18 protein-coding genes are annotated in these 17,442 nt (G+C 62.7%); 10 read left to right on the plus strand and 8 right to left on the minus strand.

Going from position 1 to position 17,442, the window contains the following annotated elements:
• The first annotated feature begins 552 nt into the window (after positions 1-552).
• The 3 genes from B0D78_RS05315 to lptB are packed head-to-tail and all read left to right on the plus strand — an operon-like array spanning position 553 to position 3,470.
• On the plus strand, positions 553-1,815 hold the full coding sequence (locus B0D78_RS05315; RefSeq protein ID WP_078015945.1) for a class II fructose-bisphosphate aldolase: 1,263 nt from the start codon (positions 553-555) through the stop codon (positions 1,813-1,815).
• Between the two features lie 30 nt (positions 1,816-1,845).
• On the plus strand, positions 1,846-2,739 hold the full coding sequence (locus B0D78_RS05320) for an LptA/OstA family protein (protein ID WP_143521740.1): 894 nt from the start codon (positions 1,846-1,848) through the stop codon (positions 2,737-2,739).
• Positions 2,736-3,470 carry an LPS export ABC transporter ATP-binding protein gene (gene lptB, locus B0D78_RS05325; RefSeq protein WP_078015947.1) on the plus strand — a complete coding sequence of 245 codons (735 nt, stop codon included), beginning with the start codon at positions 2,736-2,738 and terminating at the stop codon, positions 3,468-3,470. Before B0D78_RS05320 ends, lptB begins: the two co-directional genes overlap by 4 nt.
• Before the next feature lie 16 nt (positions 3,471-3,486).
• Here lptB and B0D78_RS05330 read toward each other — a convergent pair whose 3' ends face one another.
• Positions 3,487-3,945 carry a hydrogenase maturation protease gene (locus B0D78_RS05330; protein WP_078015948.1) on the minus strand — a complete coding sequence of 153 codons (459 nt, stop codon included), beginning with the start codon at positions 3,943-3,945 and terminating at the stop codon, positions 3,487-3,489.
• Positions 3,946-4,073: 128 nt separating this feature from the next.
• Between B0D78_RS05330 and murJ the strand changes: the two genes are divergently transcribed.
• From murJ to B0D78_RS05355, 5 genes are read left to right on the plus strand one after another with little or no spacing between them, the layout of a single operon-like run.
• Positions 4,074-5,639 (plus strand): murein biosynthesis integral membrane protein MurJ, encoded by a 1,566-nt coding sequence (gene murJ / locus B0D78_RS05335; RefSeq protein ID WP_240496119.1) that lies wholly within the window; start codon positions 4,074-4,076, stop codon positions 5,637-5,639.
• A gap of 40 nt (positions 5,640-5,679) precedes the next feature.
• A complete protein-coding gene (locus tag B0D78_RS05340; RefSeq protein WP_143521742.1) occupies positions 5,680-6,228 on the plus strand; it encodes a hypothetical protein in 549 nt (182 codons plus the stop codon).
• A 6-nt stretch (positions 6,229-6,234) separates the two neighbouring features.
• A complete protein-coding gene (locus tag B0D78_RS12795) occupies positions 6,235-6,411 on the plus strand; it encodes a hypothetical protein (protein WP_168170017.1) in 177 nt (58 codons plus the stop codon).
• Positions 6,399-7,442, plus strand: a complete 1,044-nt coding sequence (gene tsaD, locus B0D78_RS05350; protein WP_078015952.1) for a tRNA (adenosine(37)-N6)-threonylcarbamoyltransferase complex transferase subunit TsaD — start codon at positions 6,399-6,401, stop codon at positions 7,440-7,442. Before B0D78_RS12795 ends, tsaD begins: the two co-directional genes overlap by 13 nt.
• Positions 7,439-7,894: a type II secretion system protein gene (locus B0D78_RS05355; protein WP_078015953.1), complete on the plus strand. Its 456-nt coding sequence runs from the start codon at positions 7,439-7,441 to the stop codon at positions 7,892-7,894. The genes tsaD and B0D78_RS05355 overlap by 4 nt, the downstream gene beginning before the upstream one ends.
• Positions 7,895-8,152: 258 nt before the next feature.
• Here B0D78_RS05355 and B0D78_RS05360 read toward each other — a convergent pair whose 3' ends face one another.
• The 4 genes from B0D78_RS05360 to B0D78_RS05375 are packed head-to-tail and all read right to left on the minus strand — an operon-like array spanning position 8,153 to position 11,096.
• On the minus strand, positions 8,153-8,563 hold the full coding sequence (locus B0D78_RS05360; protein ID WP_078015954.1) for a hypothetical protein: 411 nt from the start codon (positions 8,561-8,563) through the stop codon (positions 8,153-8,155).
• Positions 8,560-9,411 (minus strand): metal ABC transporter permease, encoded by an 852-nt coding sequence (locus B0D78_RS05365; protein WP_120372259.1) that lies wholly within the window; start codon positions 9,409-9,411, stop codon positions 8,560-8,562. Before B0D78_RS05365 ends, B0D78_RS05360 begins: the two co-directional genes overlap by 4 nt.
• Positions 9,412-9,425: 14 nt before the next feature.
• On the minus strand, positions 9,426-10,124 hold the full coding sequence (locus B0D78_RS05370) for a metal ABC transporter ATP-binding protein (protein ID WP_078015955.1): 699 nt from the start codon (positions 10,122-10,124) through the stop codon (positions 9,426-9,428).
• Between the two features lie 15 nt (positions 10,125-10,139).
• Complete coding sequence (locus B0D78_RS05375) at positions 10,140-11,096, minus strand: metal ABC transporter substrate-binding protein (RefSeq protein WP_078015956.1); 957 nt, start codon at positions 11,094-11,096, stop codon at positions 10,140-10,142.
• A gap of 180 nt (positions 11,097-11,276) precedes the next feature.
• Here B0D78_RS05375 and B0D78_RS05380 point away from each other — a divergent pair, with 180 nt between their 5' ends.
• Together B0D78_RS05380 and B0D78_RS05385 are read left to right on the plus strand one after the other, a co-directional pair.
• On the plus strand, positions 11,277-11,909 hold the full coding sequence (locus tag B0D78_RS05380) for a DUF6305 family protein (protein WP_078015957.1): 633 nt from the start codon (positions 11,277-11,279) through the stop codon (positions 11,907-11,909).
• 201 nt (positions 11,910-12,110) lie between these two features.
• Positions 12,111-13,379, plus strand: a complete 1,269-nt coding sequence (locus tag B0D78_RS05385) for a lactate racemase domain-containing protein (protein WP_240496120.1) — start codon at positions 12,111-12,113, stop codon at positions 13,377-13,379.
• A gap of 151 nt (positions 13,380-13,530) precedes the next feature.
• Here B0D78_RS05385 and B0D78_RS05390 read toward each other — a convergent pair whose 3' ends face one another.
• From B0D78_RS05390 to B0D78_RS05400, 3 genes are all read right to left on the minus strand, one after another.
• Positions 13,531-15,327: a C69 family dipeptidase gene (locus B0D78_RS05390; RefSeq protein WP_078015959.1), complete on the minus strand. Its 1,797-nt coding sequence runs from the start codon at positions 15,325-15,327 to the stop codon at positions 13,531-13,533.
• Positions 15,328-15,455: 128 nt separating this feature from the next.
• Entirely contained in the window at positions 15,456-16,457 is a 1,002-nt protein-coding gene (locus B0D78_RS05395; protein WP_078015960.1) for an ABC transporter ATP-binding protein, read from the minus strand.
• A 1-nt stretch (position 16,458) separates the two neighbouring features.
• Positions 16,459-17,442: an ABC transporter ATP-binding protein gene (locus B0D78_RS05400; protein ID WP_078015961.1), complete on the minus strand. Its 984-nt coding sequence runs from the start codon at positions 17,440-17,442 to the stop codon at positions 16,459-16,461.

The raw sequence follows: 17,442 nt of genomic DNA on the forward strand, positions 1-17,442 counted from the left end.
AAAAATTTAACGGAAAATCTCCTGCAGAGATCTTTATCAACCTGTATGGCGAGGATGTATTGCATTTACTCGGACTCGAACTTATTCCGCCACAGGATATCTGTTTAAAGCGGACTCTTCTCGCCGGTAAATAACGGCTCCTTTTTAATTTCTTGATTGCATTAACTCTGAACTGAAAATTTTGCTTTCAGTTGAGGATCACTTTTGTATGCACTTTTTTCGGACAATTTCCTCGTAACAGCTTTTCATCCCCTTGAATTTGTTCCGTTAGCGCAATCTTGATCGTTATTATGTGTTCGTAATGACTGCTTGCTGCTTTTGTCCTGTCAAAGTAAATGCAACCCCGTCGCATTTACTTTGACGAGGTTGCATTTACTCTGAAAATTTACCGATGTTCCCGAGGCGGTTGTGTTTCGTCCGAAAATAACGCCCCAAAAGCGCCGCAACGTTTGAACTTATGGCGTTCAGAGTCTATAATTGAGCTGAAAGTTTTTGCGGAACCACGAATTTTCTCCTCAAAAATCCTATTTCAGAAAAGGAGTATGAACGATCATGGACGTTAACGACAAACTTTACCGCAAAGCGCTCGACCGTCGCCCTCTCAATGTGAGAAACCGCTGGGAAAACGAAGACGTAGGACTGTTCAGCGGCCGCGATATTTTCGACGCCATGAAGGAAAACGAGGCGATCGTGCTGGCGGCGAACGCCCGCCATCCGCTTACGGCCAAGGGCGTGCTGCGCGCCGCCAAAAAACACAGCGCCGCCGTGCTGATCGAGATCGCCAAATCGGAGACCAATTACTGCGGCGCCAATTTCGACAATCTCGTCGACTCCACCGTGCAGTATTCCAGGGAGCTGGGGCACGGCGCGGTCTTCGCCATGCACGTCGATCATTACGGCATCAAGGGCAAAGAGGACGTGATGAAGGCGGTCGCGCAGATGGGCGAGATCGTCGCCAAGGGCTGGACCTCGGTGGCGATCGACGCCTCGCATCTCGACGACTGGAACAATCTCTGCGCCACGCGCGACGTGGCCATGCACATCCCGCCGTACTTCGGGCTTGAGGCCGAGGTGGGCGAGATCAAGGGACCGGGCGAATTCTCCACGGTGGAAGAAGCGTCGTATTTCATCGGCGGGCTCAACTCGTGGGGCATCTTCCCCGACCTGATCGCCATCTCCAACGGCAGCAAGCACGGCACCTACGACAAGACGATGGGGCAGGACGAAGGCATCAACCTCGAGCGCACGCTGGAGATCGCCACGGCGCTGCGGCCTTACGGCGTCAGCATCGCCCAGCACGGCATCTCCGGCACCGACATCGAGAAGTGCGCCAAGTTCCGCAAGTACGGCATCGTCAAGGGCAACGTGGCGACGCTGTTCCAGAATGTGATCTTCGGCATCAAGATGGAGCCGGATACGGGCAACGCGGTGATCGAGGGCGATTCCTACGTCAAGGAAGCGGACCGCGGCATTCCCGTCGAACTGTGGAACGAGATCGTGGCGTACTGCGACGGCAAGGGCATGAGCCGCAAATCGGGCGACTACAAGAAGGCGAATCTGCCCTTCTGCGACAAGATCCTCGCCCTGCCCGACAAATATCTGGACCGCATCCTCGACGAGACGGAGTACTGGGCGGAGCGCTTCATCAGGGCGTTCAACGCCGAGGGCACGGCCGACAGGGTGATCGAGATCGTCAACCGCCGCGGCACGTGGAACCCGCTGCCCGAGCGCAAGATCATCGCCGACCGGAGCGATTTCCGCGCCGACAACGCGCCCACGAAGGGCGGCAACGACGGCGGCGATTATTCCGAATAAGCGATGAGAAACTTTCCCGCGAAAATTCTTTTGAGCGTTCTGCTGCTGGCGGCGGGAGGCGCTGCGCTGACGGCGGCTCCCGTCGCCACGCAGCTTACCGCCGACGCCATGGACTACGATATGGAAAGCGGCGAGTTCAAGGCGCAGGGACACGTGACGCTGAAGCGCGAGGACGTGACGCTGACGTCTGCCTACGGCGAAGCCAGCACGAAAACGCAGAAGGCGCGCCTGTGGCGGAGCGTGCGCGCTTTCGGCACTTATCGCGGCGAAAAGCTCGACGCCGTGTGTGCCGAGCTGACGGCCGACTTTTCCGTTTCCGGCGGCAGCTATGCGATGAAGGGCAACGTGGACGCCGCCTTCGGCAGCCGCGTGCTGCGCGCGGCCGTGGCGCGGCTGAGCGGGCAGACTTTCGGCGCCGAGGACGTGACGCATTTCGAGGATAAAGACCGAAATATGGTCATGACGTGCCGCACGCTGAGCGGCGATTACGACGCCCAAGGGCTTCGCGCCGCCGAAGGGAAGGGGAACGTCACGGTCGTGCAGCAGGATGAAGAGAAGGTTTCGCGCCTCTGGTGCGACGCGCTGTCCTATTCCCGCGCGGCCGACACGCTGACGGGGACCGGCAGCGCCAAGATCCACGTGCAGCCCAAGAGCGGCAAAACCAGCGAGACGACGATCGAATGCGAAAAACTCGTCTACTCCGTGGGCGGCAGCGTCGTGACGGCGACGGGCAAAGCCCGGGCCGTGCAGGACGGGCGCCGCATCAGCGCCGAGACGCTGATCTACCATCCCGATACCGGGCGGCTCGAGGCCAAGGGAACGCCGCGCATCTCGGTGGATCTGACGAATCTGAAACCGTCGCCGCGGACGCCCGCGAAGAACGGAGCTCCCGCCGCGGGAAGCGAAAAAGGCGGCAAGAAATGAACGCGATAAAAACGCTGAGCGCGACGGGGCTGAACAAGAGCTTCAAAAAACGCCACGTCGTCAACGACGTCAGCCTTGAGTTCAGCACCGGCGAGGTGGTTGGCCTGCTCGGCCCCAACGGCGCCGGCAAGACGACGAGCTTTTACATGATCGTCGGCCTGATCGAGGCCGATTCGGGCGTCGTCAGGATCGACGACCGCGACGTCACGGGGCTGCACGTATATCAGCGCGCCCGTTGCGGCATCGGCTATTTGCCGCAGGAAGCCTCGGTGTTCCGCAGCCTGTCCGTGCGCGACAACATCGATCTGGTGCTGCAGGAGCGCGGCATCGAGACGAAGAAGCGCCGGCAGATCATCGACGAGCTGGTGGAGGAATTCGGCCTGGCGGCGCTCGCCGACGTGATGGGCTATTCCCTTTCCGGCGGCGAGCGCCGCCGGCTGGAAGTGGCCCGCACGCTGGCGCTCGATCCCGATTTCATCCTGCTCGACGAACCGTTCGCCGGGATCGACCCGATCGCGGTCGGCGACATCCAGCAGATCGTCAAAACCCTGAAGGACAAGGGCTACGGCATCATGATCACCGATCACAACGTGCGCGACACGCTGGCCATCACCGACCGCGCCTACATCATCTATCAGGGCGAGATCAAGGTGAAGGGAACGTCTGCGGAGATCGCCGACGATCCCTTTGCGAGAAAATATTATCTGGGCGATTCGTTCCGCCTCGATTGAAGAGGCGTTTTCCGGCTTATTCGAGCGCGGCGATCCCGTCGAGCCGTCCCGCGGCGATCAGATCGGCGCACTCCTGCGCCGCCTGGACCGCCGCGGGCGTGAGCCCGATGCCGAAATCGACGCTCTGCGGCTGGATGGCGACGACCCAGGCTTCGCAGTCCGACGGCAGCGTGCCGGCCAGCAGCTGCGGCAGCGGCAGATCGTGGCTGGTGAAGGAGGGATCGTCGACGCGCGCCAGCGGAAATCGGCGCAGAGTTCCGGGCGGCAGCCCCATGTCGGAGGCGTCGATCAGCAGAAAGCGGCGCGGGCGTTCCCTTGCGAGCGTGGCGAGATAATTGCCGGGCGCCAGCTCGCAGCGGCGCAGCGAAAAGCCCGACAGTTTCCTTTCGCCGAGCAGGCGCACGACCTCGAGCCCGGCGGCGTCGTCGCGCAGCAGAGGATTGCCGATGCCCCAGACGGTGGTATGGGTTCTCATATTCTTGCGGCCCCTTTCGATTGGCCGGCCCGAAACGGAAATGTTCCACGTGGAACATTCCGTTTCGGCGGGTCGAGTCTCTTTTGTGGAAAATCCGCGAAAATACGCATGAGAGCGGGAGAAACTTTATGGCAAGTGAAAAATCGGGAAACATGATCCGCAACGCCCTGACGATGATGGCGGGCACGTTTTCGAGCCGTATCCTCGGGCTGCTGCGCGAGGTGATCACCGCGGCGTATTTCGGCGCCGGACGCTCGCTGGACGCCTTTTTCGTGGCCTACACCGTCGCCAATCTCGGCCGTCAGCTGTTGGCGGAAGGGGCGCTGTCGGCCGCTTTCGTGCCGGTGTTCTCGCAGGTCCTGGAGCGCGACGGACACCGCCGCGCCGAGCGTCTGGCCCGTCAGGCGCTGACGGTGATCCTCGGCGTGGGCGCGCTGGCGGTGGCTGCCGGCGTCGTTTTCAGCCCGCAGCTGATCGCGCTGATCTCGCCGGGCTTTGCGGGCGAGAAGAAACTGCTGGCGGTGGCGATGACGCGGCAGATGTTTCCGTTCCTGCTGCTGATTTCCGTGGCCGCGCTGGCGATGGGGGCGCTCAACAGCCTGAACTGCTTTTTCGTGCCGGCGCTCGCCCCCGCGCTCAGCAACGCCGTTTATATTATGACCGTCCTGTTCTGCGCGTCAAGATTCGGCGTGGAAAGCCTGGTCGCCGCGGTGCTTTTCGGCGGCGCGGCGCAGCTGGCGTTTCAATGGTGGGCGGCCTGCCGCAAGGATATGCTGCTCGTCCCCGCCCGTCCAAATTGGAAAGACCACGACCTGCGGCGCATGCTGACGCTGTTTTTGCCCTACGCGGCGGGACTGTCGCTGAATCAGGTCAATCCCGTGCTGGGACGTTTGTTCGGTTCGTTTTTGGCCGATGGTTCCATTTCCATGCTCAATTATTCGAACCGCGTCATCCAGCTGCCGCTCGGACTGGTGGTGATCGCCATTTCGCAGGCGGTTCTGCCGGAGCTGGCGCGCTGTGTGCGGCAGGGCGACGAAGTCTTTGCGGGCACGCTGCGCGACGCGCTGCGCTTCGCTCTGTTCGTGATCCTGCCGGTGACGCTGGGCACGCTGCTCGTGTCCAGCGAGGCGGTGAACTTTCTGTTCTTCCGCGGCGCTTTCGACGCGGAAGCGTGGCGCGGGACGGCCTCGACTCTTTTTTATGCGGCGCTGGGACTGCCGGGTATGGCCTGTTCGACGGTGCTGATGCGCGCGCTTTTCGCCCGTTCGCTGCCGCGCGCGGCGATGACGACGACGGCGGCCAGCGTGGCGGGCACGCTGCTGTTCTCGGCGGCGCTGGTGCTGCCGATGAAGATGAACGGCATCGCCTTGGCCAGTTCGCTGGCGTTCACGTTTTCCAGCGGCGTCGGCCTTCTTTTGCTGCGTCGTTCCATGTCGGCGCCGCTGCGTCTGTTTTCCGCCGGCTGGCTGGCGAAGATCGCCGTCTCCTGCGCGCTGACGCTTGCGGCGGGACTGGCGTGGCGGACGCTGTGGCGTTATCCGGTCGAGGCTTCGCTGCTGCGGCGCGGGCTCTGGATCGTCGGGATTGCCGCGGCGTGCGCGGCCGTTTATGGTATAACGACTTTGAAACTGAAATGCGAAGAGTGGGGGCTGATCTCTCAGGCTGTGCGTCGGAAAACGCCGCGGGAGAAATAACGCCGGCTGTCCGCAGGCGCGGAAAAACGGAGGTGAGTTTGTGAGAATGAAGAAGATGATAAAACTTCTTGGGGCGGCGGTGCTTCTGACGATGGGAGCGATTTCGGCCTTTGCCGCTTCGGCGAACAAGGATGAAGAATTGATGAAAGCCCGCTCGGTGCTGCTGTGGATCGGCGGCACGCGCGTCGGCGACCTGATGGTCGGGGCCGACGCCAAGCTGCAGTTCCAGTTCGTGGATCGGACGCTGTCGGCGCGGATCTACGCGGCGCCGAACAACTTTCCCGACGACATCGTCTGGAACGCGTCGTATATCGACAAGGCGGCCCGCGCCAAATGCAACCTGGTGATCCTCGGCTATCGGGCCATGAACCGCTGGAACTTCGATCCGGGCAAGCTGACGGTCAACGGCGAACCGCTGCCGGCCAACCGCATTTACACGAGCCTGCTCTCCAAGGAAACGGGCAATCTGGCCCCCGATACGCAGGACGCGATCGCTTTCGGCGTGCCGCGTTCGCAGTCGCGCGGCGGCAGCGAGATCGTTTTCGGCTATGAAGGATATTCCGTGAAATTGACGATTCCCGAGAGGTGAATGAAAATGGCGGGGCATGTGTTCAAGTGCGCGCTCTGCGGCGAACGGATCAGTTCCGACGGCCGTCCGGCGCGCTGTCCGAAGTGCGGGGGCAAGGCGTTCGTCCATGAAGAGGGCGAACCGTTGCGGAAAAAGGCGTGCTGCACGGGATCGTGCAGCGGTTGCAGCGGATGCTGCCACTAGACAGGCGTTTCCTGACGCTGGGCATCGAGAGCAGCTGCGACGACACGTCGGTGGCGCTGCTCGAAGGGCCGCGGCGCGTCCTGAGCTGGAAGATCTCCAGCCAGATCGAACGGCACGCGGCGTTCGGCGGCGTCGTGCCCGAGTACGCCTCGCGCATGCATCTGGAGGCGATCCTGCCGCTGACGCGTGCCGTCCTCGCCGAGGGCGGCGTCGCCGATCCCGCGAAACAGATCGGCCTCGTGGCGGTGACGCGCGGCCCGGGGCTGATGGGCTCGCTGCTGGTCGGCGTGATGACGGCCAAGGCGTACGCGCAGGCGTGGAACGTGCCGATCCTCGGCGTCAACCATCTGGAAGGGCACATCTACGCCAACATGGTCGATCACGAAGATTTACGGTTCCCGTTTCTGTGCATGGTCGTCTCCGGCGGGCACACCGAGATCGTGCTCGTCGAAGGCTGCGGCGCGTACCGGATGCTCGGCGCCACGCAGGACGACGCGGCCGGCGAGGCGTTCGACAAGGTGGCCAAAGTGCTCGGCCTGCCCTATCCCGGCGGCCCGGTGATCGACCGTCTGGCCGCCGCAGGCGGCGCGGAGGCCTTTAAGTTTCCCGACGTGCTGCAGCATCTGGACGGGCTGAATTTCAGCTTCAGCGGTTTGAAGACGGCGGCGATCAATCAGGTGAACCGTCTGCGTCAGAAGGGCGAAGAAATTCCGCTGGAGGACTTTTGCGCGTCGTTCCAGAACACGGTGGTGAAGACGCTGGTCGCGCGTCTCGAACAGGCCGTGCGGCTGACGGGCGTGAAATCCGTGGCGATCTCCGGCGGCGTGGCGGCCAACAGCGCTTTTCGCCGCGCGGTGGCGGAACACGAGGGCTGGAAACCCTTCCTGCCCTCGAAGATGTTCTGCACCGACAACGCGGTAATGGTAGCCGCCGCCGGCTACGCGGCCTGGCAGAGCGGCCGCCGGGATGACATTGGGCTGGCGCCCGATCCGGCGCTTGATTTCGGCGAAGACGAGGTGGTCGGAAAATGAGGAAGGCGCGGAGGAGCAAGGGGTTTACGCTGATCGAACTGCTGATCGTGATCACGGTGATCGGTATCCTTTCCGGCAGCATGATGCTGACGATGGGCTCGAGCGCCGACAAGGCCGAAGCGACGCGGATCGTCGCCGATCTGCACAGCCTCAAGCTGGCGGCCGGGCTGTATTACGCCGATAACGTCGGCGGCGCGCTGTCGCCCGACATCGCCAGACTGAAAACCTACGTGACCGCGCCGGAGAAGCTGAGCGGCGATCAGTACGAATTTGTCGCCGGAGCCGACGCGGGACAGTGGTTCGTCGGTTACAAGGTAGCGGGGGCCGACGCCGGCGTGCGCGAAAACCTGAAGAAAATGGCCGCCGCCAACGGCTTGCGCGTCGGCACGACCTCGGCGGACACCGACGTGTACGACGGCGGCACGGCGGGCCTTTATGTGCGCGTCAAGTGACGCTGGTTCCCGAAAAAGTGGGGAAGGGACGGCCAAGGCTTCGAGAAAAACCGCCGCTTTTTGCGGCGCGCCCGCAGACTGGAGAGGGAAAAAGCGGAAGTGTCGTTCCCCCGGCATTATGAAAAAGGCGCTGAGAGACTTGTCTCTCAGCGCCATTTTGTGTCATCGCGTGCGTCATAGGACTGTCAATCGATTCTTGAGAAAGCCTTAACATCTGGGCGCTCGCTCGCCGTCGGGCCGTTCCGTTAAGAGGTGGCGTTAAAAGTCGATGGCGGACTGGCCGACGCGGTAGTAGGTTGTGCCGTTGTCCTCGTATTTCTCGTAAACGCCTTCCACGGTGATGGGGGCTTCGAGATCGGGGAAATCTTCGGGGTAGTACAGCTCGCCGGCGACGCCGAACTCGAGGCTGTTCTGCGCCATCGGGATGACGCAGTTGTAGAAAATCTTGTCGGGATCGGGCTGTCCCTGAGCGTCGGCGCCCTGAATGATGGCGAACTGGCCGGTCATTTTGATGCGGCGGCCGAGGTAGCTTTCGGGATTGTTCTTGATGTCGTAGACGGCGGCGAACAGCATCGTGCGCCCCATGGCGGCGAGGTCGATATCCGGCGCGGCCGGCGCGGGGAGGGCCAGCGCCGCGAGGAGGAACAGCGCTGCGGCGAGGCGTTTCATCGTGCGGCCCCTTTCAGGCGGCCGAGTGCCGCGCAGAGCAGAAAGACGAGGATGTTGCCGGCGACGATGGTGGATCCGACAGGCGTCCCCGCCAGCACGGAGACGACGATGCCGGCGGCGGCGCACAGCACGGAAACGGCGGCGGAGCAGAGCGTGACCGAGAGGAACGATGTGAACAGCCGCATGGCGCTCAACGCCGGAAAAATGATCAGCGCCGAAATCAGCAGCGAACCGACGAGATTCATGGCCAGCACGATGATCACGGCGATGACGACGGCGATGACCAGATTGTACAGCCCGGCGCGCGTGCCGGTGGCGGCGGCGAATTCTTCGTCGAACGTGACGGCGAAAATCTTGTGATAGAACAGCACGAACACGGCGATGACGACAAAGGAGAGGACGGCGCAGAGTTTGACCTCGAACGGATCCAGCGTGAGGATCGAGAAGGAACCGAAGAGGATGCTGCACACGTCGCCGGACAGATTGGCCGAACGCGAAAAAACGTTCATGAGCAGATAGCCCATGGCGAGGGCGCTGACGGAGAGCATGGCGACGGCGGCGTCGCCTTTGATGCGGCGAGTCCTCCCGCCCTGGAGCAGCAGCACGGCGCAGGCCACGGTGACGGGGAGCGTCAGCGCCGTGGTGCTGTTCATCTTCAGCACAGCGGCCACGGCCATGGCGCCGAAGGCCACATGCGACAGGCCGTCGCCGATCAGCGAGAAGCGTTTCAGCACCAGCGTCACGCCGAGCAGCGACGAGCACAGCGCCACGAGCACGCCGACGATGAACGCGTAGCGCACGAAAGGATACTGAAAATACGCGGCGAGTTGGGTGAACATGGCGGACATCACTGCTTTCCCCCTTAGCGGTGCGTGAAGATCCGGCCGGCGGCGCTGCCCAGATATTCCGCACGGGAGCCGAAGAAGTATTTTCCTCCGCCGAGGTGGAGGATATGCGTGGCGTAGCGCACGGCGGCGGCGATGTCGTGGGAGATCATGACGACCGTGAGCCCTTCGTCGCGGTTCAGCGCCGCCACAAGCTCGTACATTTCCGTCGTGACTCTGGGGTCGAGGCCGGTCACTGGCTCGTCGAGCATGATCAGCTTGCGCGTGGCGCAGAGCGCGCGGGCGAGGAGCACGCGCTGCTGCTGTCCTCCCGAAAGTTCGCGGTAGCAATGACTGGCCAGGGGCGTCACGCCGAGACGGGCCATGTTCCGCGCCGCCAGTTCTTTTTCCCGGCGCGTGTAAAACGGCCGCAGCCCCATGCGGTTCAGGCAGCCCGACAGCACGATCTCCCTGACGCTGGCGGGAAAATCTTTCTGCACGGCGGTTTGCTGGGGAAGGTAACCGATCTCGGTCCGTTTCAGTCCTTCGCCGGTGACGACGCGTCCCGTCCGCAGCTTGATCAGGCCGAGGACGGTCTTCATCAGCGTGCTTTTGCCGGAGCCGTTTTCGCCGACGATGTAGAGATAGTCGCCGCGTTCGACGGCGAAGTTCAGCCCTTCGATCACCGGCGCGCCCTCGTAGCCGGCGGCGACATTTTCGCAGGTAAGCAGAGCCATGGAAATCTTCCCGTCCTAGTCGAGCGCTTCGCGCAGCGCGGCAAGATTGTCCCGCATGAGCGAAAGGTAGGTCGTGCCGCGTTCCAGATCCCGGGCGGTACAGGACTGCATGGAGTTCATGGCGACGATCTTCCGCTCCCGGCCGCCGGCCGTGCGCAGCACCGTTGCGGCGATCTTGCGGTCCGAGTTTTCCAACACCAGCACGGCGGGCAAGTCAAGTTCTTTGACCTTGCCCGCCAAAACGGCCACGGTTTTGAAACTGGCTTCGCTCTCGGCCGAACAGCCTCTGAAAGCGGCGTAGTGCTCCAGTCCGTAGTCTTCGGTCATGTAGATGAAGGGGAAACGGTCGGCGAAGACGACGGTGCGGCGCTTGGCCGAGGCGGCCATGGCCGCGTATTCGCCGTCGAGCGCCTGCAGTTGGGCGATGTAGGCCGCGGCGTTGGCGCGGTAGAGCGGCGCGCCCTCGGGATCGAGTGCCGCCAGCTTCTCGGCGATGAGACGGCAGAAGCGCTGGGCATGGCGCAGCGACAGCCACACGTGTTCGTCCAGCTCCGGCTCTTCGTGCGCGTGATCATGATGGTGATGCTCCGGCGTTTCGCCGGCCGCGGGAGCTTCCTCACGGGCGCGCTCGCCAAGCGAGGCAAGCAGATCGATCACGGCCATCTCCCGGTTGACCGCGCCGGAGAGCGCGCCGGACAGACCGCTGTCGGACGCGCCGCCCACGCCGATGAAGAGGTCGCACGACGAAACCAGGATCATGTCGTTGACGGTAGGCTGATAACTGTGCAGGTCCACGCCATTGTCGAAAAGCAGTTTCAGACGAACCTGGCCGGCTCGTTCGCCGAGGATGACGCGTGCCCAGTCATAGGCCGGAAAAACAGTGGCGACCACGGTCAGCTTCTTGTCCGCCGCCGCGGCCGGGCCGTGGCACGCCAGAGTCAGCGCGGTCAGCAGCAGGAAAAATCTTCTCATTTCTGAAAGCCTCCGTTGCAGAAAATTTAAAATTGTCCGCACCTCTGTGCTATAATCGCAAAAGGGCGGACTTTTTACGCCATTGGCAAAAATATATTTCAAAAGCTAGCACGCGGCATCGCCGTTGTCAAATGAAAAGAATGCATAAGTTCAGTCGTCGTAACGCTGAGGAGATATTCAATGATGAGGAAAATCTTCCGTTGGGCCGTCCTTTTCTGTGCGCTCTTCCTCCGGACGGACAGCGCCGCGGCCGCAGAGCCGCCGCTGCCCCGGGTCGAAACGCCCGTGCTGATCACCGGCTTCGGGCAAAGTCAGGACACCAATTCGGTCAACATTTTGTGCCGCCGTCTGCAGATCGACTACGACTACAAGCTCGACGTTCCCGCCGGGGAGGTGGACTGGAGCCGCTACAAGACCATCTTCGCCGTACTGGGGTGCAGCAGCAGCGTGTACTGCTGCTCGTTCGACGCCGACTCGACGGCGATCGTGATCACCCGCGACGGCAAACCCAGCCCGACGGTGTCGGGGCTGAGCATCCTCGACGAAGCGGCCCGCTGTTCCGAGATCCTGGCCGAGGCGAAGAAACACAACGTAAAAGTCGTCGCCATGCACGTGGGCGGCGAGCCGCGCCGTCTCAAGAACTCCGAACCGTTTCTGCCCTTCGCCGGCGCCGCCGACTTCATGATCGTCCGTTCGGACGGCAATCTCGACGGCTATTTTACCACGCTCTGCGCCGAAAAAAACGTGCCGCTCTTCACGATCGAAAAAACAGCCGATCTGAAGAAGATCATTCCGCTCATGGTACGGCCCTGACGTCCGCTTTGCGGCCGGCGGCGGGAGTTTTTCGACGTGATGATAGCCGCGCGTTCATAAAGTTATATGCTTTCATGACTTGGACAAAGAGCGGGGTTTGTGATAGGAATGAATCGCCAGTCCGACTTTCGAGAAGGCGCGCGCCTGCGCGGAACTGCCTCGAGAGATCGTTATTTTTTTATGAAGAGGAAGTGCATGTCCATGTCGTTCATCGATGAAGCGCTGGATCCCATTCGGATCCCCCGGTTCGTGAAAGTCCGCCAGAACTTCCCTCGCCCTTGCGTGCAGGACCCCGCCGGCGATCTGCGTACCGGGCTGGAAACGGGGCGTTATCTCGACTCCGTCACGCCCGGTATGAGCGTTGCCATCACCGCCGGCAGCCGCGGCATCACCAACTATCCGTTGATCATCAGGACGCTGGTCGAAGCGGTGAAAAGGCGAGGCGGCGAGCCCTTTATCTTCCCCGCCATGGGCAGCCACGGCGGGGCCACCGCCGAAGGACAGAAAAACATGCTGGCCGGCCTCGGCATCAGCGAAGAAACCATGGGTGCGCCGGTTCGTTCCACGATGGAAACGGTACGGCTCGGCACGGCTGCCAACGGTCGCCCCGTCTACCTCGACAAGTATGCCGACGCGGCCGACGCCATCATCATCGTCAACCGCGTCAAGCCGCACACGGGATTTCGCGGCGCGGTGGAGAGCGGCATCTGCAAGATGTGCGCCATCGGCATGGGCAAGCAGAAAGGCGCGGACTTCTGCCACGCCGAAGGCTTCGGGCACATGGCCGAGAACATTCCCGCCATCGCCGCCGTAACGTTGGCCAAGAAGAACGTGCTCTGCTGCGTGGCGCTGCTGGAAAACGCCTATCACGAGACGGCGCAGATCGAACTGATGCGCAAAGACGAAGTGCTCGGGCGCGAACCGGTGCTGCTCGAACGCGCATGGGAGCTGCTGGCCAAGATCCAGCTCGACGAATTCGACGTGCTGATCATGGACGAGATCGGCAAGAACATCGCCGGCACGGGCTTCGACACCAACGTGGTGGGACGCTACAACACGCCTTACGCCTCCGGCGGCCCGAAGATCACCCGCGTCGCCGCGCTCGACATCACCGACGTCTCGCACGGCAACGGCAACGGTCTGGGCATGCTCGACGTGACCACCATGCGCGCCTACGAAAAGTTCAGCATGGAGCAGACCTATCCGAACGCCATCACTTCCACCGTGCCGCTGACGGTGAAGATCCCCATGGTGCTGAAGAGCGACCGTCAGGCCATCCAGGGCTGCATCAAGACCTGCAACGTGCTCGACCCGTCGAAATTGCGCCTCGTGCGCATCAAAAACACCCTTGCCCTCGACGAGATCGAAGTCTCCGAGGCGCTGCTCCCGGCGGTCGCCGCCCATTCGCACATGGAGGTCGTCGGCGCGCCGTACGAACTGAAATTCGACGCGGACGGCAACCTGTTCTAACCGCTCCGCAAAGAATCAGTATGAGATAAAAACGCCGCGGCCCGGTCAGCGCTGACCGGGCCGCGGCGTTTCCTTCATCGTGGATTTTTCATGTTGAAGAGATCGCACGACTGACTGTGTCCGGCGCGAAATGTTCCACGTGGAACATTTCCTATGCCGTTCGCTCCGTGAACGTGAAAAAGCAGCGGCCGCCGAAGGAGCGCCCCCATTGGTCGCGTCCTCCGAGCCAGTAGTCGAAGGTCCCGGGCACGCCGGCTTTCTGCAGATCGGCGGCTTTGACGCGGACAGTCCAGCGGCCCTCTTCGGCTCGCAACGAACCGGCGACGGGGCGGATGCCCATCAGACGGGCGTTGGTGCCTCCCAGCGTGAGCAACAGCGCGTCCTCGGAGGGGATGCGCCCGTCCGTGAGCGCGAAGCTGAACTCGATCTCTTCGGCGCTGTCCATCGCCGTGGCGGCGGGGGAGGCGCTGACGGCGACGGGGCGCAAGTTTTTCTCCTGCTCGCCGATGGCGGCCAACGCTTCGGTGGCGACGGCTGCGTCGCGCTCGCGCAGCAGCGCGGCGGCGCGTTCTCTGTCGTCGAGCGCCGCGACGCGCGCCTGCAGTTCGCTTTCGCGCCGCGCAAGGCCGTTTTCGTAACTCCACAGCCAGCGTTCGTGCTCGTCGTGATGCTGCTGGAAGACCAGTTCGAAGAGGTTTTGGAAGTCGCGCAGCTTTTGCCAGCCGTTGTCGCGCCATGTCGCGATCTCCGCGTCGGGGCGGCAGTGAACGGCCAAAAGCGCCGGCGCTTCGTCTCCCATCGTGTCCAGCGCGGCGGGCACGCCGCAGAAAGGATGGAAGGGCAGATAGGGCAGTTCGCTCGGGCGTCCTGCGCACAGCCACATCGTCGTGGTCTCGGGACGATCCCGATCGCCGAAGACGGTGACGGACGATTCCATGGTCGTGCCCGTGCAGATGCGGCGGATCTCCGTGTCGTGCGGCGCGCCGCCGGGGAACTGCATACGCGCCCAGGCGGGATCGAGGAACGAGCCTTCGTAGTAGCAGCGCAGGATTTCCATGACCTGTTCCACGGCGACGGGACGCTTCGGCACGACGGCGAAGGGGTAGCGGTCTTCGCGCCAGAAGGGGCTGCGCGTCAGGATCGAATAGCCGGCGGCGCTGCGGTACGTGTTGCCCGGCCCCATCCAATCCTTCTCGGCCTGATAGGCGCGCGCGAAGTCGAACGCGCCCTGAGCGGGATCGTACCAGCCCTTCTTTTGCGCGTACTCGACCAGATCGGGCGAGACGATGAAGTTGTCGCGGTCGTCGAAGTCGATCTCGTGGATCGTGTAGTAATTGGGAATGAACGCCGCCTCGCGGTCGCCGACGCGGCGCGCAGCGTAACGGCGGCCGCTGACGACCTGGAGCATCCACGCTTCGTCGGCGTCGGCGCAGGTGTAAGTGCGGCCGGAGGAAACGTAGCCGTAGCGTTCGAGCATTTCGACGCCGATTTCCACGGCGTGGCGGGCGGAGTTAGCGCGCTCGGCCATGACGCGGCGAAGGTTGAAGCCGATGCCGCCCTCGCTGAGCCGCGAGGCGTCTTCGAGGTCTTCCTTGGAGTCGACGCAGCTGTCGCTGACGATCAGCACGCCCTGGTCGTTGTAGAAGGAGTCGGCCGTCGACATGCCGCCGGAGGCTCCTTTCATCTCGCTCCAGTAGAATCCGTGCGTGTGCGCCGCCTGCGGGATGAGCGCGTAACCATCTTCGGCCGGCAGCGTTTCGCCGGGAACGTGGTCGGCGGCGGGAACGGAGCCGTGACGGTTGACGAGACGCCCGCCGTCGTCTTCGTTGTGCCCGACGATCACGTGCCCCGTCGGCGAAGCTTCGCGCCCGACGACGACGGTGGTGCAAGCGCGAGCCGCCGCGGGCAGCGCGATCAGAAGCGCCAGAGCCAGAATGACAAGATCCATGGGAAACACCCTTTCCTGAAAAAATGATGGGATCGAAACGGCCGCTGCGAAAAAAGGAAAGGAAGAGCGTTTCCTCCCCTTTTTCCATTGTCGATTATAGAAAGCCTTCGAACGAGCGTCAAAGGTTTTTACTGATCAAAAAGATGGCATTGCACCCAATGCCCCGGCGCGATCTCGCGCTCTTCGGGCGCGCACTGCGAGCAGACGGGCATGGCGCAGCGGCAGCGCGTGTGGAAGCAGCAGCCCGACGGCAGGTTCACGGCGCTGGGGATCTCGCCTTCCAGCCCTTCGGCGTTGCGCATGTTGTGTCCCGTCAGCGTGGGGATCGAAGAGAACAGCGCCTTGGTGTAGGGATGCTGCGGAGACGCGAAGATCTGCTCCTTGCTGCCCTTCTCGACGATGCTGCCGAGGTACATGACCGCCACCTGATTGGAAATGTGCTTGACCACCGAGAGGTTGTGGGCGATGAACAGATAGGAGAAGTGGAACTCGTCCTTCAGATCCATGAGCAGGTTGAGGATCTGGGCTTGAATGGACACGTCCAGCGCCGACACCGGTTCGTCGGCGATGATGAATTCCGGTTCCACGGCCAGGGCGCGGGCGATGCCGATGCGCTGGCGCTGTCCGCCCGAGAACTGGTGCGGGTAACGGCTCGCCTGCTCGGGACGGATGCCGACGCGGGACAGCAGGTCGAGCGCGCGGGCGCGCGCTTCCTTTTTGCCGCTCGCCACCTTGTGGAACAGCATCGGCTCCGTGAGGATCTCCATGACGTTTTGGCGCGGGTTGAGCGAAGCGTAAGGGTCCTGGAAGATCATCTGCATCTTCTTGCGCAGCGGCAGCATCTCGTCCAGCGGGATGTGGGCGATGTCCTGCCCGCGGTAGCGGACCGAGCCGCCGGCCGGTTCGATCAGGCGGATGATGCTGCGCGCGGCCGTCGATTTGCCGCACCCAGATTCGCCGACAAGGCTGTAGACTTGGCCTTCTTCGAGATCGAAGCTGATGCCGTTGACGGCGTGGACGACGCGTTTGCGGCGCACGACGCGCCCGCCTTCGAAGCGGAGCTGGCTGAGGAACGAGCGGTCGAGGTCGAAACGCTGTTCGAGATTTTTGACTGAAAGCAGACAAGCCATGTTACTTCACCTCCCCGCGAAGCGGAAAATGGCAGGCGGCGCAATGCCCCGGCGCGATCTCGCGCAGCTGCGGCGCTTCGCGGCGACAACGTTCCTGAGCGCAGGAACAGCGCGGACTGAAATAGCATCCCGAAGGCAGGGCGAACATGTTGGGGACGATGCCGGGGATCGTGTCGAGGCGCTCTTTTTCCGTGCTCAGGTCGGGAATGGAGCTGATCAATCCATGGGTGTAGGGATGCGCGCTGCGGTCGATCACGTCGCGCGCGGCGCCGCTCTCGACGATCTTGCCGCAGTACATCACGTTGATGCGGTCGGCGACCTCCGAAACCACGGCGAGGTCGTGGGTGATCAGCATCAGCGAGCAGCCCTCGGCGCGGATCAGGTCGGTCATCAGCTTGAGGATCTGCGCCTGGATCGTCACGTCTAGCGCCGTCGTCGGTTCGTCGGCGATGATCAGCCGCGGGCGGGCCGCCAGCGCGATGGCGATGACCACGCGCTGCCTCATGCCGCCGGAGAACTGGTGCGGATAGTTCTTGAGCCGGCTTTCGGGATTGGAAATGCCGACGTCCCTGAGCAGGTCAACGCTGGCCCGGCGGCGCTCGGCCGTATTCATTGACGTGTGCAGCCGCAGCGTTTCGTCGAGCTGCTGGCCGATCGTGTAGACGGGGTTGAGCGAGGTCATCGGATCCTGGAAGATCATGGAGATGTCCTTGCCGCGCAGCTTGTTCATCTCGTGTTCGGAAAGCGTCATGAGGTCTTTGCCGTCGAACAGGATCTCGCCCGATTCGATGAAGCCCGGCTCTTCGATCAGGCGGATCAGCGAGAAGCCCGTCACCGATTTGCCGCCGCCGGACTCTCCGACCACGGCCAGCACTTCGCCCTGCCTGATGTCGAACGACACGTCGTCCACGGCCTTGACCGTGCCCTTGAACGTTTTGAACCACGTGCGCAGGTGCTTCACCTGCAAAAGAAGTTTGTCGTCCAT

Origin of the sequence: Pyramidobacter sp. C12-8, assembly GCF_002007215.1 — a bacterium.
Lineage (GTDB): Bacteria > Synergistota > Synergistia > Synergistales > Dethiosulfovibrionaceae > Pyramidobacter.

Excerpts from the sequence above, each read along its gene's own strand:
- B0D78_RS05315 (WP_078015945.1), top strand. The coding sequence starts at position 553 with ATGGACGTTAACGACAAACTTTACCGCAAAGCGCTCGACCGTCGCCCT.
- lptB (WP_078015947.1), top strand. The coding sequence starts at position 2,736 with ATGAACGCGATAAAAACGCTGAGCGCGACGGGGCTGAACAAGAGCTTC.
- B0D78_RS05330 (WP_078015948.1), bottom strand. The coding sequence starts at position 3,945 with ATGAGAACCCATACCACCGTCTGGGGCATCGGCAATCCTCTGCTGCGC.
- murJ (WP_240496119.1), top strand. The coding sequence starts at position 4,074 with ATGGCAAGTGAAAAATCGGGAAACATGATCCGCAACGCCCTGACGATG.
- B0D78_RS12795 (WP_168170017.1), top strand. The coding sequence starts at position 6,235 with ATGGCGGGGCATGTGTTCAAGTGCGCGCTCTGCGGCGAACGGATCAGT.
- tsaD (WP_078015952.1), top strand. The coding sequence starts at position 6,399 with ATGCTGCCACTAGACAGGCGTTTCCTGACGCTGGGCATCGAGAGCAGC.
- B0D78_RS05355 (WP_078015953.1), top strand. The coding sequence starts at position 7,439 with ATGAGGAAGGCGCGGAGGAGCAAGGGGTTTACGCTGATCGAACTGCTG.
- B0D78_RS05360 (WP_078015954.1), bottom strand. The coding sequence starts at position 8,563 with ATGAAACGCCTCGCCGCAGCGCTGTTCCTCCTCGCGGCGCTGGCCCTC.
- B0D78_RS05365 (WP_120372259.1), bottom strand. The coding sequence starts at position 9,411 with ATGTCCGCCATGTTCACCCAACTCGCCGCGTATTTTCAGTATCCTTTC.
- B0D78_RS05370 (WP_078015955.1), bottom strand. The coding sequence starts at position 10,124 with ATGGCTCTGCTTACCTGCGAAAATGTCGCCGCCGGCTACGAGGGCGCG.
- B0D78_RS05375 (WP_078015956.1), bottom strand. The coding sequence starts at position 11,096 with ATGAGAAGATTTTTCCTGCTGCTGACCGCGCTGACTCTGGCGTGCCAC.
- B0D78_RS05380 (WP_078015957.1), top strand. The coding sequence starts at position 11,277 with ATGATGAGGAAAATCTTCCGTTGGGCCGTCCTTTTCTGTGCGCTCTTC.
- B0D78_RS05385 (WP_240496120.1), top strand. The coding sequence starts at position 12,111 with ATGTCGTTCATCGATGAAGCGCTGGATCCCATTCGGATCCCCCGGTTC.
- B0D78_RS05390 (WP_078015959.1), bottom strand. The coding sequence starts at position 15,327 with ATGGATCTTGTCATTCTGGCTCTGGCGCTTCTGATCGCGCTGCCCGCG.
- B0D78_RS05395 (WP_078015960.1), bottom strand. The coding sequence starts at position 16,457 with ATGGCTTGTCTGCTTTCAGTCAAAAATCTCGAACAGCGTTTCGACCTC.
- B0D78_RS05400 (WP_078015961.1), bottom strand. The coding sequence starts at position 17,442 with ATGGACGACAAACTTCTTTTGCAGGTGAAGCACCTGCGCACGTGGTTC.